At 71.8% G+C, this 23,275-nt stretch carries 15 protein-coding genes and 2 pseudogenes; 6 read left to right on the top strand and 11 right to left on the bottom strand.

Going from position 1 to position 23,275, the window contains the following annotated elements:
- Positions 1-72: 72 nt before the first annotated feature.
- The 6 genes from ACIQ6Y_RS34200 to ACIQ6Y_RS34225 form a co-directional block, all read right to left on the bottom strand.
- Positions 73-1,293 (bottom strand): MFS transporter, encoded by a 1,221-nt coding sequence (locus ACIQ6Y_RS34200; protein WP_404045226.1) that lies wholly within the window; start codon positions 1,291-1,293, stop codon positions 73-75.
- Positions 1,290-2,615 carry an amidohydrolase family protein gene (locus ACIQ6Y_RS34205; RefSeq protein WP_404045229.1) on the bottom strand — a complete coding sequence of 442 codons (1,326 nt, stop codon included), beginning with the start codon at positions 2,613-2,615 and terminating at the stop codon, positions 1,290-1,292. Before ACIQ6Y_RS34205 ends, ACIQ6Y_RS34200 begins: the two co-directional genes overlap by 4 nt.
- A gap of 16 nt (positions 2,616-2,631) precedes the next feature.
- Positions 2,632-3,342, bottom strand: coding sequence for a hypothetical protein (locus ACIQ6Y_RS34210; protein WP_404045232.1), 711 nt, complete (start codon positions 3,340-3,342; stop codon positions 2,632-2,634).
- Complete coding sequence (locus ACIQ6Y_RS34215; protein ID WP_404045234.1) at positions 3,326-4,747, bottom strand: phenylacetate--CoA ligase family protein; 1,422 nt, start codon at positions 4,745-4,747, stop codon at positions 3,326-3,328. Before ACIQ6Y_RS34215 ends, ACIQ6Y_RS34210 begins: the two co-directional genes overlap by 17 nt.
- A 181-nt stretch (positions 4,748-4,928) precedes the next feature.
- A complete protein-coding gene (locus ACIQ6Y_RS34220) occupies positions 4,929-5,516 on the bottom strand; it encodes an anthranilate synthase component II (RefSeq protein ID WP_404045236.1) in 588 nt (195 codons plus the stop codon).
- Entirely contained in the window at positions 5,513-7,024 is a 1,512-nt protein-coding gene (locus tag ACIQ6Y_RS34225) for an anthranilate synthase component I family protein (RefSeq protein WP_404045239.1), read from the bottom strand. Before ACIQ6Y_RS34225 ends, ACIQ6Y_RS34220 begins: the two co-directional genes overlap by 4 nt.
- 392 nt (positions 7,025-7,416) lie before the next feature.
- On the opposite strand from ACIQ6Y_RS34225, the gene ACIQ6Y_RS34230 reads away from it, so the two are divergent.
- Positions 7,417-8,796 (top strand): PLP-dependent aminotransferase family protein, encoded by a 1,380-nt coding sequence (locus ACIQ6Y_RS34230; RefSeq protein WP_404045950.1) that lies wholly within the window; start codon positions 7,417-7,419, stop codon positions 8,794-8,796.
- Between the two features lie 17 nt (positions 8,797-8,813).
- Here ACIQ6Y_RS34230 and ACIQ6Y_RS34235 read toward each other — a convergent pair whose 3' ends face one another.
- Positions 8,814-9,026 (bottom strand): EF-hand domain-containing protein, encoded by a 213-nt coding sequence (locus ACIQ6Y_RS34235; RefSeq protein ID WP_404045242.1) that lies wholly within the window; start codon positions 9,024-9,026, stop codon positions 8,814-8,816.
- A 241-nt stretch (positions 9,027-9,267) separates the two neighbouring features.
- Here ACIQ6Y_RS34235 and ACIQ6Y_RS34240 point away from each other — a divergent pair, with 241 nt between their 5' ends.
- The 5 genes and pseudogenes from ACIQ6Y_RS34240 to ACIQ6Y_RS34260 all read left to right on the top strand — a co-directional run.
- Positions 9,268-11,205 (top strand): DUF6603 domain-containing protein, encoded by a 1,938-nt coding sequence (locus ACIQ6Y_RS34240; RefSeq protein ID WP_404045244.1) that lies wholly within the window; start codon positions 9,268-9,270, stop codon positions 11,203-11,205.
- Positions 11,205-14,024, top strand: coding sequence for a hypothetical protein (locus ACIQ6Y_RS34245; RefSeq protein WP_404045246.1), 2,820 nt, complete (start codon positions 11,205-11,207; stop codon positions 14,022-14,024). Before ACIQ6Y_RS34240 ends, ACIQ6Y_RS34245 begins: the two co-directional genes overlap by 1 nt.
- Entirely contained in the window at positions 14,021-18,610 is a 4,590-nt protein-coding gene (locus ACIQ6Y_RS34250; protein ID WP_404045249.1) for a hypothetical protein, read from the top strand. Before ACIQ6Y_RS34245 ends, ACIQ6Y_RS34250 begins: the two co-directional genes overlap by 4 nt.
- Positions 18,607-20,298: a hypothetical protein gene (locus ACIQ6Y_RS34255; RefSeq protein ID WP_404045251.1), complete on the top strand. Its 1,692-nt coding sequence runs from the start codon at positions 18,607-18,609 to the stop codon at positions 20,296-20,298. Before ACIQ6Y_RS34250 ends, ACIQ6Y_RS34255 begins: the two co-directional genes overlap by 4 nt.
- 104 nt (positions 20,299-20,402) lie before the next feature.
- A pseudogene (locus tag ACIQ6Y_RS34260) lies at positions 20,403-20,675 on the top strand (GNAT family N-acetyltransferase); the annotation flags it as partial.
- Here ACIQ6Y_RS34260 and ACIQ6Y_RS34265 read toward each other — a convergent pair.
- From ACIQ6Y_RS34265 to ACIQ6Y_RS34280, 4 genes and pseudogenes are all read right to left on the bottom strand, one after another.
- A pseudogene (locus tag ACIQ6Y_RS34265) lies at positions 20,647-20,880 on the bottom strand (GNAT family N-acetyltransferase); the annotation flags it as partial. The pseudogenes ACIQ6Y_RS34260 and ACIQ6Y_RS34265 sit on opposite strands and share 29 nt — an antisense overlap.
- Positions 20,881-21,004: 124 nt before the next feature.
- Positions 21,005-21,727: an SMI1/KNR4 family protein gene (locus tag ACIQ6Y_RS34270; protein WP_404045254.1), complete on the bottom strand. Its 723-nt coding sequence runs from the start codon at positions 21,725-21,727 to the stop codon at positions 21,005-21,007.
- 68 nt (positions 21,728-21,795) lie between these two features.
- On the bottom strand, positions 21,796-22,683 hold the full coding sequence (locus ACIQ6Y_RS34275) for an alpha/beta hydrolase fold domain-containing protein (protein WP_404045257.1): 888 nt from the start codon (positions 22,681-22,683) through the stop codon (positions 21,796-21,798).
- A complete protein-coding gene (locus ACIQ6Y_RS34280) occupies positions 22,680-23,237 on the bottom strand; it encodes a quercetin 2,3-dioxygenase (protein ID WP_404045260.1) in 558 nt (185 codons plus the stop codon). The genes ACIQ6Y_RS34275 and ACIQ6Y_RS34280 overlap by 4 nt, the downstream gene beginning before the upstream one ends.
- Between the last annotated feature and the right edge of the window lie 38 nt (positions 23,238-23,275).

A 23,275-nucleotide genomic window follows, 5' to 3' on the forward strand; every position in this document is an offset into this window, starting at 1 on the left:
CGGCCCGGGTCGGCGGGAGTCTGCTGTGCCGGGTGTCAGCCCAGGTCGGCGGGAGTCCGCCGTGCCGCGGCGTCAGCCGGGGTCGCCGGCGGGAACGGGGGCGGACGCCGCGTCGGTGTGCGGCTCGGCGGTCCGCAGCCGCGCCCCGAGGAGGGCGGTCAGCAGTCCGACCGCCGCGAGCGCGGCCCCGAACTGGCCGAGCCGGTCCACCCCGTGGGCCCCGCCGTGCTCCAGTACGCGGCCGCCGATGAAGCCGCCCAGGGAGATGCCGGCGAAGGTGGCGGACGAGTTCAGGGAGAGCAGGAGCGGACCCGACGTGGGTGCGATCGCGAACAGCCGGTGCTGCTGCGGCGGTTGCGTGGCCATCGCGGTCACACCCCACGCCGCCATGCCCACCATCGCGGTGGCCAGGGAGTCCCGGGTCAGCGGCAGTGTCACCAGGACGGCGGCCAGGCCCGCGACCGACGCCAGCAGGACCGGGGTCGGTCCCCAGCGGTCGGTGGCCCGCCCGCCGATCATGGTGCCGCCCACCGCGAACACGCCGAAGACGAGGAGCAGTACGGCGAGCGTGGTGCCGTCGCCGTCGGTCGCCGGGGCGAGGACCGCGCCGATGTAGGTCAGCGCGAGGTAGCCGCCCGTCATGAACGCGAGCGTCGTCAGCACCGCGCACAGCACCCTCGGGTCCCGCGCGGGTGCGAGGCGGGCCGCGAGCCCCGGTGCGGCGGGCAGCCGCACCTCGGGCAGCCCGCCGGCCACGGCGACGGCGCACACCGCGCCGAGTCCGGCCAGCAGCCAGAACGTGGCGGACCAGTGCAGGTCGGCGGCGAGCCACGTGCCGAACGGCACCCCCGCGAAGGTCGCCGCCGAGAGCCCGCCGAGCACCACCGCCATGGCGCGTCCCCGGCGTTCCGGGGCGGCCAGGGCAGCGGCCGACGCGGAGGCGGCCGGGATGTAGAGGGCGGCTCCCGCCGCGGTCAGAATCCGCGCGGCGAGGAGTGCGGCGAGCCCGGTGGAGAGGGCGGAGGCCACGTTGCCGACCGTGAACACGGTCAGCGACAGGACGAGGACGGAGCGGCGCTCGAGGCGCCCGGTGAGCGCTCCGAGCACGGGCGCGAGGACGGCGTAGGTGAGCGCGAAGACGGTGCTCACCCAACCCGTGTCGGCCAGGCTGGCTTCGAGGTCCCGGGCGACTTCGGGCAGCACCCCGGCCACCACGAAGGTGTCGGTGCCGATGGCGAACGCGCCCACGGCGAGCAGCGGGGTCACGGGGAGACGGGCCTGTGTCCTGGTCATCGCGCGGCTCCCGCGGATGCCGGGGCGCCGTCGAGCTCGGCGTACGGTGCGGTGCCGGTCCGGAACGGCTCGGTGCTGCCCGCGACGGGGGCCCCGCCCAGCAGGACCAGTTCGATGCCTCCCGGCCGGCTGAGAACGGAGATGTCCTCGGCGGGGTCGCCGTTCGTGATGACGAGGTCGGCCAGGCGTCCGGCCTGCACGGTGCCCGCGTCGTCGCCGCGTCCCGCGAGCCGGGCCCCGTTGGCGGTCGCCCAGGTGAGCACGGTCGGCGCCGGGATGCCCGCCATCTCGACGTACAGTTCGAGCTCCTTGGCGTACGTGCCGTGCGGGGTCCAGGCGAAGCCGAAGTCGTCGCCGGCCACCACCGGGATGCCCAGCTCCACCATGATCGGCAGGATGCGCAGGGAGTTGGCCACCTCGGCCTCGAACTCCAGCGTCTCCAGGTACTCGGTGGTCTTGCCGTGCTGGGTTCCCGTGGTGAGCAGCATGTGCGGCTGGTAGAGGCTCGGTACGACGAAGATCCCGCGCTCGGCGATCGCGTACAGCGCCTCGTCGTCGGCGTAGGTGGCGTGGTCGATGACGTCGACTCCGGCCGCGATGGCGTTGCGGATGCCGTCGAGCCCCCGGGAGTGGGCGCGGATGCGGGCTCCGTGCTCATGGGCGGTGCGCGCCGCGATCTTCAGCTCCTCGGGGGTGAAGAGGAGTTCGTGGGAGCGCCCGTTGGGGAAGGTGTCGTCGCCCGAGGAGAAGACCTTGACGATCTCCGCGCCCTGCGCGATCTCCGTGGCGACGTACTCCGCCATCTCCTCCGGGGTGTCCGCCAGCCGCATCAGATCGCTCGGGATCCGCTTCTTGACCTCGGGATTGCGGCGCTCGGGCGGTCCGGACACCATCAGGTCCCGGCTGCACGGCGTGATCCGGGGGCCGCGCAACTGCCCGGCGTCGACGGCCCGTCGCAGCGCCATGTCGATGCCGGAGACCGAACCGGCGCCCACGAAGGCGGTGTAGCCGAGGGCCAGCAGGTTCTCGGCGTTGCGCGCGGCGGCGAGGGTGAGGTCGGGGACGGAGTACTTGAAGAGCATCTCGCGTCCGTCGAGGACGTTCAGGTAGGCGATGTGGGTGTGCCCGAGGGTCATGCCGGGCATCACCGTCCGCCCGTCGAGGTCGAGCACGTCGACGCCGGGCGCGTTCAGCGGGGCGAGCCCCTCCGGCAGCACCGCCTCGATGCGGTCGCCGTCGATCAGCACGCTGTGCCGCGGCAGCGAGGGCCGGCCCAGGCCCTCCTGGACCGTGGCACGGTGGAGCAAGGTCTTGCGTGGCACGTCGTATCTCCTGTGATCAGGGTTGCGGGTCCGCGGTGAACGGCTTGTGCGGCTGCTCCGGCGTCTCGGACTCCTCCGCGTGGTCGAAGAGCGTCCAGAGGATCTCCGCGCCGGGCCGGGTCGCCATCCAGCGCAGTCCGTACGCCTGGACTCCCGGGGCGTTGGTCACCGCGAGCTGGGCGCCGCCGCCCGCGACGATCTGGGCGGCGTGCTGGGTGGAGGACGCGTCCACCCAGTCGACGTCCCGGCCGCGCAGCGCCGGCGGCACGACCTCGGCGTAGATCCGCCGTACCTCCCACATCGCGGCGACGGACAGGGGTCCGTCACCCGGCTGGAACGGGCTGCTCGCGGCCGCGGCGATGCCGTATTCCGGGGTGGCGCGCGGGAAGAACGCGCGCAGCCGCAGCGCCCGGTGCCAGTGGAAGCGCGTGAGTCCCGCGTAGGCGCTCGGTACGAGGGCGAAGTCGAGCTTGCGCAGCAGGAGTCGGTCCAGGACGTCGTCGAAGGTGTCGTGCAGCTCCACGCGCAGGTTGTGCTCGGCGGCGAGGTAGCGGGCGACGAGGTCGCTGGAGGTGCCCGCGGGGCCGAGTGTCCCGAGCACGGACCCGGGGCGTGCCGCCCACCGCTCGGACAGTTCGCTCCAGCGTGCGGCGTACTCGCTCGCCAGGGTGCGGGGCAGCGGGGCGGTCCGGAGGGTCCCGGCCGCCAGGTCAGGTCGTATAGCCACGGTTCGCCGCCATCCGCTGTGCCACCGAGGTCTCGTGATCGGTCGCGGTGCGCCGGTCCACCACGCGGGCGGCCTTCCAGCTCACGAACGCGCCGGTGCTGACGATCGGGTCGAGCCCGTCGCTGAGTTCGACGGTGACGGGCACGCCGAGCGCGTCCGCGGTGCGTGCGCGTACCGCGTCGGCCAGTGCCTCGGGGTCGTCCACCAGGCCGGTGAGGAGTTCGAGCCTCACCGTGAGCCGGTCCTGGCCTGCGGCGTCCTGCTCGATGACCACCTGGTATCCGGCGGACCCGGTGACCCCGGTCAGCACGGCCGTCTCGATCTGGCCGGCCGTGAACCGCTGTCCGCCGAGGTCGATGCGGTCCAGGGTGCGTCCGACGATCCGTACGAGGTCGCCGGGCATCTCGCAGTCGCAGTCGGACTCCGTCACGGCCACCACATCGCCGGTGCGGTAGCGGACCAGCGGTTTCACCCCGTCCATCAGCATGGTGAGGGTCAGCTCGCCCGTGCCGCGCGGGCCGTTCGACTCCTCGGTCTCCGGGTCGACGACCTCGACGACGTAGTTGGTCTGGGAGAGGTGCATCCGCTTGTTGCGGCAGGCGGTCGCGACGACGAAGGCTTCCTGCGAGCCGTAGAGGATGTTGTAGACGTCGGCGCCCCAGACCGTCTCCAGGTTGTGCGCGAGGGCGGGGGTGCACATCTCGCCGGTGACGAAGAGCAGCTTGACCGCGAAGTCCCGCCGCAGGTCGTAGCCGTAGTGCTCGGCGGCCTTGGCCAGGGTAAGGGCGACGCCGGGCGTGCAGCAGACGACCTCGAGTTCGAGGTCCTTCATCAGCTGCAGGGCCTTCTGGAAGCCGATGACGGGCGAGTAGGGCCAGATCTTGGCGTTCATGGAGCCGGTGTTGCGGGCGATGTCGCCGAGCGTGTCGCCGAAGGAGTGCACTTCGGTCGGCCCCATCAGCCCGATGCGCGGGGCGTGTTCGCCGAAGTGGTGGCGGAAGATCGAGCTCCAGGACTCCGTGACGTGGGCGTTGCTGGCGACGATCTCGCGGCCGTCGCGGGGGCAGGGCGTGGCGCGGCCGGTCGTGCCGGTCGTCTCGTAGAAGAAGAGGGCCTCGGCGAGCGGCCGGCTGAGGACGTCCAGCATCTCCTCGCGCAGATGCGCCTTGGTGGTGAAGGGCAGCCCGGTGAGGTCGTCCGGCGTGGCGGCGGACAGGTCGGCCTGCTTCAAGTGGCGTGCGTAGAACGGCGATCGGGTGCTGACCTGTTCCAGGACCGCGGCCAGTTGGCTGCGGCGCCAGTCGTCGAGGTCCGCGGCGGACAGGGTGCGGTTGTAGAAGGCACGGTGGAGTTCCAGGTACCGCGCGGCGAACTCGGCCGCGGGTCCGTGCGTGGGAAGCCACATGGGCGTCGGGTTCCTTTGTACGTTCGACGGTGCTGCCGTGCGCGGGTGCGTGGGGCAGCCTGGTGCCGCGCCGGCACAGCCACGCGCGGGAGCGCGGCGACTGTGGCGGGGCGGGAGCGAATGCCGTCGCTCGGCGGCGGGGGTGGACGGCGCGAGGTCGCCGTCGGCGGAGCGTGGTCGTCTACCGCAGGGCGGCGGTGGCCGTTTCGGCTCGTGCCAGGAAGTTGCGGAAGAGCCGCATCCCGTCCTGGGTCATGACGCTCTCCGGGTGGAACTGGACACCTTCGACGTCCAGGTTCTCGTGGCGTACGCCCATCACGCAGCCGTCGTCGGTGGACGTCGACGTGACCACGAGCGGCGCGGCGGGGTTCTGGATGACCAGGGAGTGGTAGCGGGTGACGGTCAGCGGGTGCGGGGCGCCCTCGAAGACGCCCTGTCCGTCGTGCTCGACGGGGCTGGTCTTGCCGTGCATCAGCCGTTCGGCCACGGCGATGCGCGCCCCGTAGGCGAGGCCGATGGCCTGGTGGCCCAGGCACACGCCGAGCAGCGGGACGCGTCCGGCGAAGGCGTGCACCAGCTCGACGTGCCCGGAGTCGGCCGGATGCCCGGGTCCCGGTCCGAGGACGACCGCGTCGGGCGCCGAGGCCACCAGCGCCTCGGTCGAGCGGGTGCGCGAGCGCACCACTTCGGTCTGCGCGCCGAGGCTGAGCAGGTACTGGTCGATGATGTGGCTGAAGCTGTCGTACGCGTCCACCAGCAGGACCTTCATGCGAGCAGCTCCTCACCGGTCAGCGCCCAGTAGGCGGCGCTCATCTTGGCCAGCGTCTCGCGCCATTCGGCGGCCGGCTCGGAGTCCGCGACGACCCCGGCCGACGCCTGGGTGCTGTAGCGGACCCCGTCGTGGACGACGGTGCGGATGCACAGGGCGAGGACCGCGAAGCCGCGTACGTCGACGAGGCCGAGCGCGCCGGCGTAGATGCCGCGGGGCTCCTCCTCGAGGTCGTTGATGATCTCCATGGCGCGCAGCTTGGGCGCGCCGGTCATGGTGCCCGCGGGGAAGGTCGCGCAGATCGACGCCCAGACGTCGAGGCCGTCGCGGACCCGGCCGGAGACGGTCGACACCAGGTGGTGGACGTAGGCGAAGGGTTCCACCTCCATCATCGTGTCGACGCGCAGCGTGTCCGGCACGCACACCCGGCCGATGTCGTTGCGGCACAGGTCGACCAGCATGACGTGCTCGGCCTGTTCCTTGGCGCTCGCGCGCAGTTCCGCGACCCGGCGGGCGTCCTCGGCGGGGTCGGCGGCCCGGGGCGTGGTGCCCGCGATGGGCCGCATCGAGATGTCGCCGTCCTTGATGCGCACGAACAGCTCGGGGCTGGCCCCGATGACCGTGCGGCCCGCCCAGGGCACGAGATACATGTACGGGGAGGGGTTGCGGTGGCTCAGCCGCCGGTACACCTGAACGGGCGTCAGTGTGGTGTCCACGTCGACGCGGTGGCCGATCTGGATCTGGTAGCTGTCACCGATTCCGATGTGCTCCAGGCATCGCCGGGCGCGGGCGGTGAACGTCTCCTCGTCCACCGTGTCGCGCACCGAACGAGGCCTCGGCGCGTCCGGGACCGCCGGCCGCGTGGTGCCGAGGGACCGCGCCCGGTCCATGGCTGCCCGCAGGTCCGGGGCCGTGCCGTCGAGCTGGGGCCCCTGGGCGGCGAGATGGCGCACTCCGCCGTCGCGCAGGTCGTACCAGACGGTGTCCTGGAAGAGGGTCAGCGTGCACCGTGGCAGGCCGGATGCCGTCTGCTGGGCGGGCAGTTCTTCCATGGCCCAGGCCGCCTCGTAGGAGAGGGCGGTGAGGAATCCGAAGGCGAAGGTGCCGGTGGGCACGTCGGTGTCGAGGTCGAACGCGTCCTGTGCGGCGCGCAGCACCCGCCACACCGTGTCCGGTCCGGACAGGGGCCAGCTGCGGGTGCCGTCGGCGTGCGTCGGTGTCCCGCCCGCGGCGGCCGAGACGGCGGCGGTGAGCGCCTCGCCGAGTTGTCCTGGCGCGATCAGGTCCACGCGGTCCGCGTATACGCGCAGTTCGGCCAGCCGTCCACAGCCGACGGCGGCGAAGTGCCGGTCCTGGTCGGGGCCGTCGAGGCTCTCGAAGAGATAGACGTCGTCCGGTGTCCGGATGGCGGACAATTCCTGGTAGAGATTGAGGGCGTCGACGTAAGGAAGTTCGTCCGACGTCACCCGCACCGCAATTTTTGCCGTCAGGGCGATTTCTTCGGGCACCTCCGGAGCCGGATCGGCCCCTGTGGACGTGAACGGCCCCCGCTTGTCCGATTCATGCGACAACGCCGCAGCCGATTGCACCGAAACCAATGACACAACGCTTGCCTTTCGATCTCAAGGACCGCAGGGGCGTCGAGGAATAGGTCCCCCGTGCCGCGGGAGCGCGCCCCTTCGCCGGGCGCAGCACCGCACTTCGCACGCCCCGGCCCGCAACGGCCGGTTCCCCCCTGCCGCACCGGCCACCGGGTCTGAGAGTGGCCGAATGCGCGTGCGAGGCAACTCCATCAAATGTTTGAATGCTCCGGCCATACCACTTCGACCCTTCGAGAGGAGACCACTTGTCACGCCACATCGCGCTCACGGTGGAACGGGATTCTCGGATTCCGCTGGCCATGCAATTGCGGGACTCCCTCCGAAATTTGGTTGAGAGTGAAACTTTAAAGCCTGGAACCCGCATACCCTCCACCCGCCAGCTCGCCGTCGACATCGGCGTTTCCCGCAGCGTCGTGGTCGAGGCGTACGACCAGCTGACGGCCGAGGGATACCTGACGAGCCGCCGTGGTTCGGGCACGTCCGTCGCCGAGCACACCGGTGCCAAGACAGCCGCCTCCGCCCTCGCTCCCCTCGCCGAGGAGCCGGCCCCCGACGCCCGATGGGACCTGCGCACCGGAACGTCCAACACCATCGACTTCCCTCGCGCGGAGTGGCTCCGCTGCATGACCGCCGTCATCAACGAGGCGGGCCACCAGGAGCTCGGGTACGCCCCCCTCGCCGGAGTCCCCCACGCCCGGCACGTGTTGACCGGCTATCTCGGCCGGGTCCGCGGGGTACGCAACCGGCCCGAGGACCTGATGATCACCTCCGGCTTCGCCCAGGGCCTGGCACTGGTCTGCCGAGTCCTGCTCGATCGCGGGCACACCGCCCTGGCGGTCGAGGACCCGGGCCACCCCGGCGAACGCGAGTTCATCGCCACGTCGGGGCTGCGGCCCATCGGTATCCCCGTCGACCAGGACGGCCTCGACGTCGAACGCCTCGAGGCGAGCGCCGCGCGGGCCGTACTGGTCACGCCCGCCAACCAGTTCCCCACCGGCGTACGTCTCAGCCGCGAACGCCGCGCGCGGCTCGTCGCCTGGGCGCGCAAGGTCGGCGGCTACATCCTGGAGGACGACTTCGACAGCGGCCTGCTGGACACCGCCGACCGGCCACCCGCCCTGCAGAGCCTCGCACCGGACCGCGTCGTCTACGCGGGCAGCGCCAGCAAGACCCTCGCCCCGGCACTGCGGCTCGGCTGGCTGGCGGGCCCCTCGGACTTCATGGCCTCCGTCGAGCACATACGCGCCGGCTGGGACATCGGCTGCTCGGGCCTCGAACAGCTCGCCTTCGCCCGTTTCATCGACACCGGCGCCTTCGACCGCCACCAGCGCAGACTCCGCACCGAGTTCCGCCGCCGCCGTCGCACCGTACGCGCCCACCTCGACACCCAACTCCCCGGCGCCTGGCTGCCGAGCCGCGCCGGCGGCCTCCAGGCCTACATCCGGCTCCCACCCCACATCGACGAACAGTCCCTCGTCCGCGCCGCCCGCCACCGCTCGGTGCTCCTGCGCGGCGGCCGCCACTATTCCGCGTCCCCTGCCGCGAGGCCACCGGCGCTCGTCATCAGCTATGCGACGGCTAACTGCACGGCGTTGTCGCGCAGTTTGGCTGAGGTGGGGGTGGCTTATCGGGAGCAGTCGGAACGGCGGGAGCAGCGGGACGCCGGGGCATCACTCTGACCGAGCGGACTGTTCCATCAGCCGAAGAACGACTTGAACTCGGTCAGGCTGATCCTCCTGTCGCCGTCCGTGTCGGCACCGCGGACGAAGTCGACGAGCTTCATGCCCTGAATGGTGGTGTCGTGGGCCTGTCCGTAGGCCCTCAGTTCCCTCAGTCGGATTTCTCCGTCCCCGTCCGTGTCGATCTCCGTGAAGAGGGCCTCGGCTTCGGCATCGGTCAGCTTGTCCACTGTTCGTCCTCGTTTCCTGTTCCGATCAGCGCTTCGCCATTCCGACGCTATAGGGGTAAAGGCGGGCATACCCACTCGGATTACACCCGATGGGCGGCGGGACGTCTGCGCCAGGCAAGCCGCGAGTCCTTGGCGGGATGACAACGGGATGACGCCGCGATGACGCCCCTTCCGTAGCTTGGTACGAGGCGCTGCCCCTGGACGGTCACCTGTCCAGGAACCGCTGACGGCGAGGTACGGCATGGGCGGCATCTTTGGACTCGATCTGGCGCGGCTGGCGGTCGACCCGACGAAACTGGAGGTCGACACGACCCTGCCGCCGGTGCGGCTGCGCGGCCGGCTGGAACGCAGGCAGCCCGATTCGTACTCCGGTGTGCTGAGCGCGGCTGTGCCGGCCACGACGGTGACCGCCTTCGGGCAACTGGACCTCGCCGCACCGGGCGGTCCGGCGTTCATCGCGTTGATCGGTGCCGCCTTCCCCCCGCCCGGCCTCCAGCTCGGCCTCGGTTTCTCTCTCAGCGGCGTGGGCGGCGTGGTGGGCGTCAACAAGGCGGTGAGCCAGGACGCCCTGATCGCCGCCATCGCCGACGGCACGGCCGGCGAGCTGCTGTTTCCCCCCGACCCCGTGGCCGCGGCACAGCGGGTCGTGCCCCGGCTGCCGGCGCTGTTCCCCACCGCACCCGGGCGCGCCGTCGTCGGGCCGATGTTCCAGGTCTCCTGGGGCGGACGGCTCGTCTCCCTCTCGGCGGCCGTCGTGGCCGAGCTGCCGGATCCTGTACGACTGTCCCTGCTCGGCGTGCTGCGGGTCTCGGTGCCCGACCCGGCGGTGCCGCTGATCCACCTCAAGGCCACCTTCGCCGGACAGTTCGACACCGCCGAGCCCAGCGCGCTGCTGATGGCGAGCCTCACCGGCTCGCACATGGCGGGGGTGCCGCTCGAAGGGGACGTCGTGCTGATCAGCCGGGGCGGCCCCGACCCGGTGTTCGTCCTGAGCGCGGGCGGCTTCCACCCGGCGTACCGCATCCCGCGCGGCGTGCCCGTGCTGCGCCGGCTGACCATGAACCTCTCGCCGATACCGTGGATCCAGCTGAGCTGCCAGGCGTACTTCGCGATCACCAGCAACACGCTCCAGTTCGGGGCCCGGATCTCCCTGGTCGCCGAGATCGCCGACTGCGGGCTGCGCGGCCAGTTCGGGCTCGACGTCCTGATCCGCCGGGAACCCACCCTGTCGTTCACCGCCGACATGCGCGGCGCGGTGTCCGTCGAGGTGTTCGGTGAGACGCTGCTGGGCATCGCCTTCTCGCTCACGCTGGAGGGGCCCGCGCCCTGGCACGCGGTCGGGCACGGGAGCATCGACCTGTTCCTGTTCAGCGCCTCCTTCGACTTCGACGAGCGCTGGGGCAATCCTCCGCCCGCCGTGCCGGCCGAGCCCGCGGACCTGCGGGGCAGGCTCGAGAAGGCTTTCGGCCGCCCGGAGGCGTGGAGCGCCATGCCGCCCAGCAAGGGCGAGTACCTGCCTGTGCTGCTGTCCCCGGCCGCCAACCGGCTGATCGGCGACGGCAGCCTGGTCCATCCCCACGGCACCATCGTCGCCCGGCAGCGTGTCCTGCCCTTCGGTGTCGCCATCGAGCGCTTCGGCCCGTCGGTGGTCGAGCCCGCCGAGACCTGGGACATCGGCTCCTCCACCCTCGGCGGAACGGACGCCGACGACGGGCCGACCGTGGACTCCTTCGCCCCTGGTCAGTTCCACACACTCAGCGACGACGAGCAGCTGACCCGGCCCGCGTACGAGACCTACCGCTCGGGCAGGCGCTTCTCGGCCGACATCTCGGAGCCGGAGAACGACGCGTTCGTCAGGGCCACGCTGGCCTGGGAGACGAGGGTGGTCCCGGACCCCCGTCCGCAGCGGCCCCTGGACCTGCTGCGGTTCGTGCGCATCGCGGCGCTCGCGGACGCCGAGGACCTGGCCGTCGCGACCTCCGTACGGGATCCGCGCTGGTGGCAAACCCAGCTCGCCCTTCTCGTGACCGACCGGCCGCCGATCGCCGCGGTGTCGACCTGGTCGATGGCGCCCGTCGAGACGGACACCGGGTCGGCGTCCACGGACGCGGAGCTCCTGCTGCGCTGTCGCGAGCTGGCCGGCGTACGGGCCGTCGAGGCCTGGGAGGTGGGCACCTGATGGCCGAGGAGCTGGAGTTCGCCCCGTACATGCAAAGCTCGATCGGCGCGGCGCTCAGCAGCACCGTGCCCGACGGTCCGGCCCTGATCAGCCCCGAACTCACGCTCCTCGGGCCCGACCAGGAGGTGACGGTACGGCCACCGCAGGGAGACCTGCGGATGCTCGGCCCGGAAGGTGTCATCGGGATCGACACCCGGCGCGTCCTACGGGTCGACCCGCCGCCCGGCATCCAGGACACCGAGCCGAACTACATGGCCTGCATCGAGTTCGACGCACCCGAACTGCCGTGGCTGTTCACGCCCGCCCGCGCCGACGGCGGCAGGCTGCGGCCCTGGCTGGTCCTGGTCGCCCTGGAGAGTGCCGCGCACCCGCTGCAGAGCGGTCGCGCGCTGCCGTTCGTGGACGTGGACACTGCCGCCCTGCCGTCGCTGGGACAGTCCTGGCAGTGGGCCCACGTGCAGCGCCCGGCGGGCCGGTCGGAGCCGCTGATCTCACGGCTGCTGTGCCCACTGCGGCTGAGGTCGAACACCGACTACACGGCCTGTGTCGTGCCGGCCTTCCAAGGCGGCGTCGTGGCCGGGCTCACCGGCGGGCTCACCGACGCCGAGCCCCACGGCGACGCCTGGTGGCCGGGCCAGGGCGTCGTCCGGCTGCCCGTCTACCACAGCTGGCAGTTCCGCACCGGCGAGGCGGGCGACTTCGAGCAACTCGCCACCGCGATCGGCCCGTTGTCGCCCGAGGAGAGCGCCCTGCTGGCGGGGCGGACCGTGGACATCACCGAGCCCTGGCTGTACGACGAGCCGCTCGCCTCCGACGGGCCGCCGGGCACCCGGCAGACCATCACCGTGCAAGGCGCGCTCCAGCTGGTCGACACTTTCACGGAAGGGGCGGAGACCGCCCTGGCCGACTTTGAGGAGCGGGTCGCCCTGTACATCGACCGAGGCAGGGAGGGCGTGGTCGCCCCACCCCTGTACGGCGGCCATCCGGCCGTGCGCGACCGGCTCGACGACAGTCAGATGGGGTGGCTCGAGGAGCTCAATCTCGGTCCGGAGACCCGGATCGCGGCCTCCCTCGGCACCGGCTGGGTGCGGGACAACCAGGAGTGGCTGATGGCCAGGGCGTGGGACCAGGTCGGTGCCGTCCGCGACGCCAACCGGCTGCTCAACCGCACCGCGTTCTGCGCCGAGGTCTCCGGGTCCGTGCACCGGCGCCATGTGCAGCCGCTCGCGCCGGACGAGATGCTCGGATTCGCCGCTCCTGTACGCGACCGCGTCCGCAGCGACAGTGGGCTGCCGTTGAAGACGGAGGTCGCGGTCAGCCCCGCCCCGAACGAGCTGGTCGCGCCCGCTCTGCGGCGCCTGCTGCGTCGCCGGGGACCGCTGGCCAGGCACGCCGGCCTCGACGGTGAGTCGTACGCACGGCGCACGCTCAGCGGCGAGCTGCTGCCGCCGCTGCCGACGGCGATGGTGACCCGCTCCACGCAACCGGAGCCGATGGAAGGCGAGGACGCGAACGAATTCAACGCCATCGTGGGCAACGCGGTGCGCGCCACCGGTGAGGTGCGTGACGCCGAGCGGATCAGGCTTCTGTCGGCCATGGCCCCCTCGGCCCTGGCGAACGGCTTCGACACCCAGGCGAGCGCGATCACCGCGCTCCTGGAAGGCCCGGCCGCCACCCTCGCGGCCGGCTCCGAGCCGGCGGAGGAGCCTCTCACCGGAGCGACGCGGCTGTTCCGGGCCCTGTCCGTCGCCGCCCCGGAGAACCTGGTCGGGGACGTGTCCTCGGCCTTCGCCGAGCAGCCCCCGGACGCCGTCATGACGCTCGTCGACCCCGACACCGTGCTGGCGCCGACCGTCTCAATGACCGACGACCCCGGGGCACACATCCTGGAGTTCGGCGTACCCCTCGACGCGGACACGATGAACGGCCGCCTCACCGAGGCCCTCGACCCCGCCCCCCTGCTCTCGGCCAGGCTGGACAGCCAGATCATCGACCTGTCGGAGGGCGAAGCGTTCAATCTGCCCGAGGCACCGGGCGAACCCGTCATGGCCACCCCCGACTTCGCCGCGCCCATGGCCCTGGCCCTGCAGAAGGACATCCCCGACTGGTTCCTGCCGGGCTCGGCGACGATCCCCGACGACCGGGCCGTGCTCCTCCAGGCGAACGCGCCCTTCATCGCCTCCTTCATGGTCGGCGTGAACGACGAGATGAATCGCGAGATGCGCTGGCGCGAGTACCCCACCGACCTGCGCGGCAGCCCCTTCACCCACTTCTGGCCGCGTCCCGACGGCGCGCCGGACGTCCCGCCGGTGCACAGTTGGGTTCGGGAGAAGGGACTCGGCTACCAACTCGCGCTGGACGCCGGCGAGGTCGATGTCCTGCTCCTCCGGGGCCGCCTCGTGCGCCGGTATCCCAACCTGCTCGTCGCCGCCGTACCGGCGTCGTCGGTGAGCGATGCCGATGACCTCGCGGAGGGCACGTGGCAGCACCCGAAGATGGTGCTCACGCTGGACGAACGGACGGTCGCCTACACCTTCGTGCTGGAGGGGGACATCCACGACTGGTGGTTCGTGCTCGCCGAGAACAGTTACCGGATGCGCTTCGGGTTCGACACCGCGTCCGCCGGCTATGAGCACTGGTCGGATCTCACCTGGCAGGTCCCGGAAGGCGGCTTCGCCGACCTGTCCGTGATGCCCCCGGTACCCGCGCAGGAGCAGTCGCCGGACCGGTGGAACGCCGCCACGGTGGCGATGGTGTCCCTGCAACGGCCCTTCCGGGTCCTGATGTCGGCCCGCGAACTGATCGGAGAACCGCAGTGAGCGTCAACCTGGAAACGGCGCGGGCCCACCAGGAGGTCCGCGACGCCCGGATGGCCCGGGACCGGTCCCGCGCGGAACTGGCCATGTGCGTCAAGCGCTTGCTGGCCGCAGATCCGGATCTGGGAGAACAACTCACTGTCGCGCAGGACGACACGGCCGCGCAGGAGACGCGCCACGACACCGCTCGCGAGGCCTACCGCGAACTGGCCTCCGCGGAACCGGGTCTCTGGGACGACGGCAGCGGAGCCGACCCGCTGCTCCTCCTCCCGCTCCGCCTGGAGACGGTGTACCGCAACGACGGAGAGGCCGGCCTGGAGCTGATGATCCGCGCCTACCCCGACGACATCCACATCGACGACCTCGATCCCACCCTCACGGCGGCCGAACGGACCGCCACCGAGGCGTACTGGCGCGAGGTGTGGGCCGCGGGCCCCCACTACGAGCGCCGCGAGAGCGCCTGGACGCGGCTCGTCACCGCCATCGGCCCCGGGCGGGCCGCCTGGGCGGTGAAGGCGCTGCGGCCCAGCCGGACGGAGCCGCCGGACACGGAGACCCCGGCCGGCGTCACCGGGCCGTCACCAGAACCGTGGGAGGCGCAGCCGCAGATGCGTGAGGGCACCTGGACCCGGGCTGCGCACAGCTACGTGCTTCCCGACCGGCTGGTGTTCTCCGGCTACGAGGCCGACGACGACGGGCAGCCCGTGCTGCTCTGGCGGGAGGAGGGCGCCCCCGTCCCCGAGGTGCTCGACGTCGGCCCCGGCCCCGACTCGCCCGAACCCCCGGCCTGGCTGCGCGACTTCGACGAGGCCGTGCGGGTGGGCATGGGCGTCAGAGTCCTCATCGAGGGAGAGATGCGCCCCGACTTCGCACTGGTCACGGTCACCGGGATACGGGGCGGAACCTCCGAACACACCGAGGAACTGATCGGTACCTTGCTCGACGCGCACCGCTGCACCGACGGCCTGGCCGTGCTGCCCACCGGCACGCCCACCAACAACACCGACGCCACCAGGTCCGCCTGGCGCACCCGCATGCCTCCGCCGACCCCCGAGGAGGCCGACGCGCAGCGCGCCGCCCTCGGCGACCTCGCCCCGGGAGATCCCCACGCCGCCGCTCGGATCGCCCTGGCCCTCGGTCCCGCCGCCGGACGCGTCGTGGCCGAGACCGCCGACGGTCTCGACCTGGACGACCACGACCTGCTCACGGAACTGCACGCGGCGATCGGCGCGATGGCGGCCGCGTCCACCAGGTGGCGGGGCTACGACGCCGACACCCCGGTGGATCTGACCTTCCTCGTCTCGCACTTCATCGACCATGTGCGCGCCCGGGGCCAGTTGCCCACGCTGCGCGTCGGCCGACAGCCGTACGGCCTGCTGCCCGCCACCTCGCTCGACCTGTGGCACGGCACCGACGTCGCCCCGCGGATCTTCGACCACGTACAGGGGTTCCGGAGCTTCGCGGAGTCGGAGTCCTGGCGTGCGCCGAGTGTCGGCAGCCGGTTCGACCCCGACGAGGTCATCAACGACCTGCTGCACCGGCTGCCGGCCTCCCGCAGGGTGCGCTTCGTGCAGCAGGAGCCCGTCGACCCGCCCTTCCTTCCCGTGCCCGACACGCCCGTCGATGTCGCCACCATGAGCCACTTCGCCTGGCTGCAGCCACCTGATCTGGAGATCCCGCCGTTTCCCCTGGAGTTCTCCGTCATCGACGAGGCACCACCGGAACTCCAGGAGCTGTTGAACGCCGGACCGCTCGGCACGCTCCACGGCGTCCTGCGCGGCGTCGGCGAGGCACTGGCCGGGCACGGCGCCCCCTCGGCCGAGGTGCTCCAGCCGATGTTCGACCTGGCCCCTGCCTTCAAGGGGCTGCGCGAAGGCCGGCTGGGGCTCTGGTACCACTTCGCCACCATTGTCCTGTACATGTACTACCAGCGGCTGGAGCAGCGCGTACAGGCCGGTGGCGCACTGGAACCCGTCGTGAGCTTCCTGGACGATCAGGTGACGGTCTCCGACGGCACCGTTGCGGACCTCTTCGACTGGGCGGCTGTGGCCATCGACCGGCTCGTCATCGCCGAAGGCATGGCGTTCGGGGACCTGCCGCGGCTGGAGCGACTGCTGTGCGAGGTGTTGGACACCCAGTCCCACCGCCTTGACGCCTGGATCACCTCCGTCGCCTCGGCCCGGCTCGACGGGCTGCGCGGCGACCGCCCCGAAGGCACTCACCTCGGCGCGTACGGCTGGGTCACCGACCTGCATCCGCGGGGGTGGGAACCGCCGAGCGTACCGACCGACCCGGAGGGCGAAGAGGTGGTCGACGGCGAGAGCGAGGGCGGCGGGGAGGCGGCTGCGGAGGGCGGCCTGACGGAGGCATCTGAGAGCGGGGAGGAGCAGGGCCCGCAGGAGGAAGTGGGTGAGGAGGCCTTGCTGGGGAACGAAATTCCCCCTCTCTCCGAGGACGACTCCGCAGACGGCTCCGGTGGCGACTCGGCGGACGACTCCGAGGAGGCTTCGGCACCCGGACAGCACAACGACGGCTATCTCGTGGCCCCCTCCATGCACCAGGCCACCACCGCCGCCGTACTGCGCTCGGGCTGGCTCAGCCACACCGACGACGAGGCGTTCTGCATCGACCTCACGGCGAGCCGCGTGCGCAAGGCGCTCGCCGTGGTGGACGGCATCCGGTCCGGCCAGACCCTCGGCGCGCTGCTGGGCTACCGGCTCGAGCGCGCCCTGCACGACGCCCACCTGGACCAGCTGATCAACGCGTTCCGCAGGGGCTATCCCACACCGCGCCTCGCCGATCCCGAAGCGCCGGGCAGCGAGGAGGCACGTACGGCGACAGCCGCCCGCGACGTCGTCGACGGCCAGGCGCTGGTCGCCGACTTTCTGGCACACGGCCGTGCGCTCCAGGACCTGGACTCCCTTACCTCGCAGCTCTCCGCCGACCTCCTGCCCCTGCTGGACCAGGCCCTCCCGCTCGTCGACGACGTGGAGGCGACCGTCGACGCCGTCGGCGACCTGCTGCTCGCCGAGAGCGTGCACCACCTCGTCGCGGGCAACCCGCTGCGTGCCGGGCAGGCCGCCGACGGCATCGCGCGCGGCGACAACCTCCCCCAGGACTTCGACGTGCTGCGCACCCCGCGCGCCGCCGTCGACGTCACTCATCGCCTCGGCCTGCTGACCCCCATGACCGGAACCGAGGGCTGGGCGGCGGACCGGCCGCTGGCTGCCCTCGATCCCGCCCTGGAGCGGTGGTGCCAGACCCGCCTCGGCCCTGCCTCGGGCTGGAGCTTCGCCTTCGGCGACCCGGACTCGCCCACCCCGGTCGGCCTGGCCGACCTCGGAGTCTGCGCGTTGGAGACGGTGCTCGGCGCGGGGCTCTTCGGCCACCGGGCGGACCAGGTATCCACCGCTCTGGGGGACCCGGGCGGCACCCTCGCACGGCGGCTCCTGCGTCAAGCACCCGCGGGCGCGCCGGTCACCGAGCCCGGAGCGGCGCGGTTCGCCGAACTGCAGCTGCTCTGCCGGGCGCTGGCCGATGTGCTGGCCGCCGGACGGCCTCTGCTCGTCACCGACCTGGACACCGCGGCGGGCGCCGACTGGTCGGCCGCCGATCTTCCGGAACTGGCGGCGCGGGTCACGGCATGGCACACAGCGGTGACCTCCTCGCTCGAGGAACTGGACGAGGAGTTCGAGGAGTTGCCGGACACGGCGGACGAAGTGGTGCGCAGGCTGGAGATCCTCGCCGGCCTCGGGGTGCCCGACGCCTGGCCGGCGGCTGACGCCGAGCAGGTGGAGGCGCTGGGCGAGCAGGCGCGAGCGGTACTGGGCCGATTCCGGGCCGAGCCGCTGCCCCCGCTGCCGGGACCTCCGCCGCAGGAGCCGTCGGCAGTGCTGGAGTGGGTTACCCAGCTCCGTACGGCAATCTCCTCGGTCTTCGGCCGGACGCTGCCGGTTCTGCCCGTGCTCCGCCTCGACGGCAGCGCCGCCGCGGCTGCGCTGACCGGTCCCGTCCCGCAGGGCGCCGACGAGGACGCGGTCGCGGACTGGCTGCTGGAGATGGAACGGGTCAGGCCGCAGGCCGGCGTCCTGGGTGACGCGCTGGCGGCCGCCGAGACGCTGGCCGGCACGGCACCCTGCACCTCCGTGGTAGCCCAAGTACCCGCCGGGCAACCGTGGATCGCGCTCGGGCCGGCTCCCGTACCGTCCCGTCGGCAACCCGCCCCGCATCACTGTGCGGTGCTGCGCACCGACGGCACGCCCGATCCCGGCCGGCTCGCCGGGCTGGTCGTGGACGCCTGGACCGAGACCGTACCCGAGCCCGCCAGGGGTGACGCCGGCGACCAGGAGGAGCTGGGCGGGCTCGCCTTCCACTACAACCAGCCCGACGCACGCGCCCCGCAGGCACTGCTGCTGGCCCTGCCGCCCGACCCTCAGCGGGGCTGGCGGATGCAGGACGTCCACGCCGTCGTCGAGGAGACGTTCGCCCTGGCCCGGCTGCGCGGCATGGACCTCAACGACCTCTTCGCTCTGCGCGGACTGCTGCCCGTGCAGTGGATCAGGCCGGAGCACGGAGGGCTGCCGCTATGACCACCATGTTCAGGTACGAGCCCGTGCCGCGTGACACCGGCATGGAGGAGGCACTCGCCGCCCGGACCGCCGACGCCGCATGGTTCCTCGCCCGCCAGTACGGGTTCGGGGAGTTCCGGGGTGAGGACACCTCATCCCCGGTGTCGGTCTCGATCGCCCAGGAGACCCACCGGCTGGACCTCTGGCGCAGCAGTTCCGACGCCGACTGGCAGCCGTACGACCCGGCCACGATGGTGTTGGAGGAGCTGGTCGAACAGGAACCGGTGGAGGGTCCCGACGCCCGGCTGATGACGGCGGGTGCGCTGCGCTGGCGCCGGGCGCTGGCCGCCGCCGGACTCGTCGACCTGCTTCCGGCCTTCGCCCGGATCTGCCCCTTCGACGCCGAGGGCCCGCTCGCCCCGACCGGACTGTCCGCGGCCGTGCGTGACAGGCTGCCCGACCCGGTCGCGCTCGCTCCCTGGGCAGCGCGCCTGGCCGAGCACGACGAGACGGCCGCCAAGGAGTTCGACGCCCCCGAGACCGGCACGGCCCGCGAAGCCCTGGCCACCGCGGCTGCAGCCTGGCTGTCCTGGTGGCAGGCGCGCGTGCCGGCGGTGGAGGAGGCCGAGGCGTCCCCGCCGCCCGATGCCTGGAACACCAACCGGCTGGAGTACGCGTTCGAGGTGTCCGCCTCCAGCCTGCCGGGCCTCGAACTGCGTGCGGAGGAATACCACGGCGGCCACCTCGACTGGTGGGCCGTGGACGCGCCGGACACCCAACTGCCGGTCGACGAGACCGCGATCAGGAGGGACGGCCGCAGAATCATCCCGACACCCGCGGTCTACGGCGGCATGCCGGTGTCCCGCTTCTGGGAGATGGAGGACGCTCGCATCGACTTCGGCTCCGTCGACGCCTCCCCGGCCGACCTGGGACGGCTGATGCTCGTCGCGTTCGCCACGGTGTACAACAGCGACTGGTTCTGCATCCCGCTGCCCCTTACCGTCGGCGCCCTGAGCCGTGTCGTGGACTGCACCGTCACCGACGTGTTCGGCGACCAGACCCCGCTCTTCCACGCCACCGCCGACGACCAGGTCACCTGGAACCTCTATGGCCTGGGCGACAAGGCCTACACCTCGCGCAGCACCCCTGACCTGTCCACGCCGCCCTCGCCCTGGATGTACCGCCCCGCCTCCCTGCCGGGCGGTCTGGAGAGCCCTCCGGCGGAGTCGGTCGTGCTGCTGCGCGACGAACAGGCCAACCTCGCCTGGGCCGTCGAGGAGTCCGTCGCCGACGGTGCCGGCGAGCGCGTCGACCGCCACGAGCGCTGGACCACCGCCGCCCGGCCACGCCCGGCGCCCGAGCCCGGCACCGCCCCGCGCTACTTGGTGGCGACCGAAGTCCCCGCACACTGGTTCCCGTTGGTGCCGGAGGCCCTCTCCGACATGGAGTCGATCCGCTTCCGCCTCACCGGTCTGCTCCGCGACGAGACCTACCCTCAGGCGCCGCTGGGCCGGCTCCTGCGCGAGACGGACTGGCTGTTCGAGGAGGAGGTACCACGTTCCGGCATCCGAGTCGAGCGCAGTCGCCAGTTCACCCGGTGGCAGGACGGAGCACCGCACTCCTGGACCACACGCCGCAAGGCGAGCGGCTCCGGCGGCGGGTCGAGCGGCCTGCGCTTCGACGTGTTGGACGAGTCCGGATCGCTCTGAGAAGGTGCCTTTCCCCTTCTCCGTCGGACCGGTGCTGCTGGTTGCGGTGCGCTACCGCACGAACCTCACGATGTGGCAGCTCGCGCCGTGGCCGTTGCTGATCCGCGCTGTCGGGCCAGGTCACGCTCACCAGAGGAACCGGTCATTTTCGTCAAGCTGCCGAAAGAGCCGAGCTCGGCTACCTGTTCCTGCCGCAGGCGTGGGGACACGGGTACGCCGCCGAGGCCTGCGCAGCGGCACTCGCCTGGTTCGCGGATGCGCTTCCCGGCGAACCCGTGGTGCTCACCACCCAGACCGCCAACATCCGCTCGATGCGCCTCGCGGCGAAGCTGGGGTTCACCGAGGTGCGATCATCGCTCCGTCGAGAGCGACGATGAAGCGGCCGGGGCGTCGGCTGGGCGCCCCGGGCATCGCGCGCTCGATCTCGTCACGCGGTCGAGGGCCGCCGATGAAGGCGCCCACCTCGGGCGAGGCAAACAGCTCGGTGACCGCCGCACGGTCCCGGGCCTCGGGCTCGCGGAGCACGAGCCTCTCGGTCCTGATCGGCGCAGGCGGCCAGGCGACGGGTCCGAGCTCAGGCATGCCGACCAGCCAATCAGCAGGCTCGGCAGCGATCAATAGGCGCGGCCCGGCCCCCTCACCATCGAGGGCGGACGCGATCTGACTCGCTGCGCAGACATTGCACAGAGCGCCGGCTCCAACATGGTCAGCGACAGTCGTTGAGCCAATCCCCCGGGATCAGGTCCCGAACACGGTCGAGGTCCTCTGCCGTTCGGCCCCGGGCCAGGACTGCCGCGCCGTCGTCATCGCGTAGGAGGACGTCGTGGCCCAGGAACCAGCGGGTCGCCTCGCCGCTGGGGTATGCCGGGAAGGGCAGTCGGACGAGGTTCGTCTCCAGCAGGTCGAGGCTGTCGCCGTCGGGGTCGAGGTAGTCGCAGAGCTCTTCGTCGGCCTGCAGGGACTCCGACAGGATGATCTCGACGAAGGAAAGGGAAAGACGCTCCAGCCATTCCTCCCACCGCTCGGCGCTCTTGTCGGCAAGGTCGAGCCGGATGAGCACCGCGGGGTCGTCGTTCCGGAGGCTGTCGAGGAGAACGCCCCAGGATGCGGATCCCTGGTTCTCATGGCGGAAGACCAGTGCCTCCTTGGCGTCGTCGACGTACAACTCCGCAGGGCTGAGCAGCACATCGTGGTTGCTGGTGAGATCCTGTCGGCGGCCGAACAGTTGATACGCCTCACGCAACGCCGCCGGCAGCCGGACACCCAACCTCTCCTCGGCAGCGTCGAGTTCCGCTTCCGTCCATCCGTCGTCGCTTGCCGGCGCGGCGCCCGCCCAGTGGGCGGCGAAGCCCTGGATGAAGGCCCAAGCGCCACTGCGGCCTTCGACGCCCCTGGCGAGCGACGCGGCAAGATCGAACCCTTGTGTCATGCCAGGACGATATCCGTCCCGCTCATCAGCCCTCGAGGGGTGATCTCTTGCAGGTGCAGCGGAACTTCTCACGTCACGAGGCGCCGCGTGAACGACAGAGAGCGGCTGAAGATCTCCTCCACCTGCGCGTCGGGAAGCCCGTACCAGCCGTGGTCGGCGCCGGGCACCGTCCACAGTTCGACCGGCGATCCGGCCTCTTTCAGTGCCGCAGCCAGGGACTGGCTGTGTGAGCAGGCCACCATGGTGTCCTGCTCGCCGTGGACGAGGAGGAACGGAGGGGCTCCGGGGCGGACCTGGGCGAGGGGGCTCGCCGCGCGGGCGTGCTGTGGGGCGGTTGACGGGGCCGCGCCGAGCAGGAGTGCCTCGGGGGTGGCGGCGTCTTCGGGGGTGAACCAGCCCCGTGCGGCAGTCAGGTCGCTCGGGCCGTACCAGATCACGGCGCCGGCCACCGGCGGGGCGGAGGGGGACAGGGCGAGGAGTGAGGCGAGGTGTCCGCCGGCGGACTCTCCCCATACGACGGTCCGCGCGGTGTCGATGCCGAGCTCCGCGGAGCGCAGCGTCAGCCAGCGCAGGGCGGTGTGCAGATCGTCCAGCGGGGCGGGGAAGGTCGCCTCGCCGCTGAGGCGGTAGTCGACGCAGGCGACAGCGAGACCGGTGGCCGCGATGCGCGCGAAGGGGGTGGGACTCCAGTGGCGTGTGCGCATGCCCATGTCGTCGCGCCGCCCCCGTCGCCAGGCGCCGCCGTGCACGAACAGCACCAGCGGCAGCGGCTCGTCCTGGACGGTCTCGGGCAGCCACAGGTCGAGTTCCAGTGGACGGCTGCCTTCGAGGTTGCCGTAGGGAATGCCGCGCAGTTCGCGTACGCCGGGTTCGCGCGGTGTGCCGGGCGGCAGTGGAGCGTGGTCGGGGTGGGGTGCGCCGATGAGTTCCCGCAGTGCGGGTCCGCCGTCTGTCATCGCGTCCGCCACTGGTGGTCGGGCAGGAAGCGCACGTCGTACTGCTCGGGGACACTGGCGAACTTGCGGGGTTCGGGGACGACCGGCTGGTGCGGCAGGCCCAGTTGCTCGGTGGGCGCGCCGAGGTTCTCGAAGAACCGCTCGAAGGTGCCGCCAGGGCCTGCGGCGACGCCGACGACCTGGCTGTGATGGCGCTCCATGCGGTAGGCGTGCCGGCAGTTCTTCGGCACGAAGCCGAAGTCGCCGGGAAGGAGCAGCTTCTCCTGCTGGTCTCCTTCGGTGTCCTCGACGAACAGCCGGACCGCGCCGTGGGTGACGTAGAAGACCTCGTGCGTGTCGGTGTGCAGGTGCGCGGGGATGAGGTCGCCCTTGGGGCCCTCGACGGTGAAGAAGTTGAAGGTGTTCTCGGTCTGCTCCCCGCCCGCGTAGATGGTGATCAGGTCGCCGAACAGATGCGCGCGGTCGCCCTCGCCCTTCTCGATGAAGTACGGCTTGCCGGGCTCCGCGGGTATCCGTGAGGCCCGCCGGTAACGGGTGGCGTACTCGATGGTCATGGGTTCTCCCGAGATCGGACTCCGCCAGGAATGTCAGG

Origin of the sequence: Streptomyces sp. NPDC096205 (assembly GCF_044763135.1) — a bacterium.
GTDB lineage: Bacteria > Actinomycetota > Actinomycetes > Streptomycetales > Streptomycetaceae > Streptomyces.

Coding starts and splice junctions, on each gene's coding strand:
- ACIQ6Y_RS34200 (WP_404045226.1), bottom strand. CDS start 1,293: ATGACCAGGACACAGGCCCGTCTCCCCGTGACCCCGCTGCTCGCCGTG.
- ACIQ6Y_RS34215 (WP_404045234.1), bottom strand. CDS start 4,747: ATGTGGCTTCCCACGCACGGACCCGCGGCCGAGTTCGCCGCGCGGTAC.
- ACIQ6Y_RS34220 (WP_404045236.1), bottom strand. CDS start 5,516: ATGAAGGTCCTGCTGGTGGACGCGTACGACAGCTTCAGCCACATCATC.
- ACIQ6Y_RS34230 (WP_404045950.1), top strand. CDS start 7,417: ATGCAATTGCGGGACTCCCTCCGAAATTTGGTTGAGAGTGAAACTTTA.
- ACIQ6Y_RS34240 (WP_404045244.1), top strand. CDS start 9,268: ATGGGCGGCATCTTTGGACTCGATCTGGCGCGGCTGGCGGTCGACCCG.
- ACIQ6Y_RS34245 (WP_404045246.1), top strand. CDS start 11,205: ATGGCCGAGGAGCTGGAGTTCGCCCCGTACATGCAAAGCTCGATCGGC.
- ACIQ6Y_RS34255 (WP_404045251.1), top strand. CDS start 18,607: ATGACCACCATGTTCAGGTACGAGCCCGTGCCGCGTGACACCGGCATG.
- ACIQ6Y_RS34270 (WP_404045254.1), bottom strand. CDS start 21,727: ATGACACAAGGGTTCGATCTTGCCGCGTCGCTCGCCAGGGGCGTCGAA.
- ACIQ6Y_RS34275 (WP_404045257.1), bottom strand. CDS start 22,683: ATGACAGACGGCGGACCCGCACTGCGGGAACTCATCGGCGCACCCCAC.
- ACIQ6Y_RS34280 (WP_404045260.1), bottom strand. CDS start 23,237: ATGACCATCGAGTACGCCACCCGTTACCGGCGGGCCTCACGGATACCC.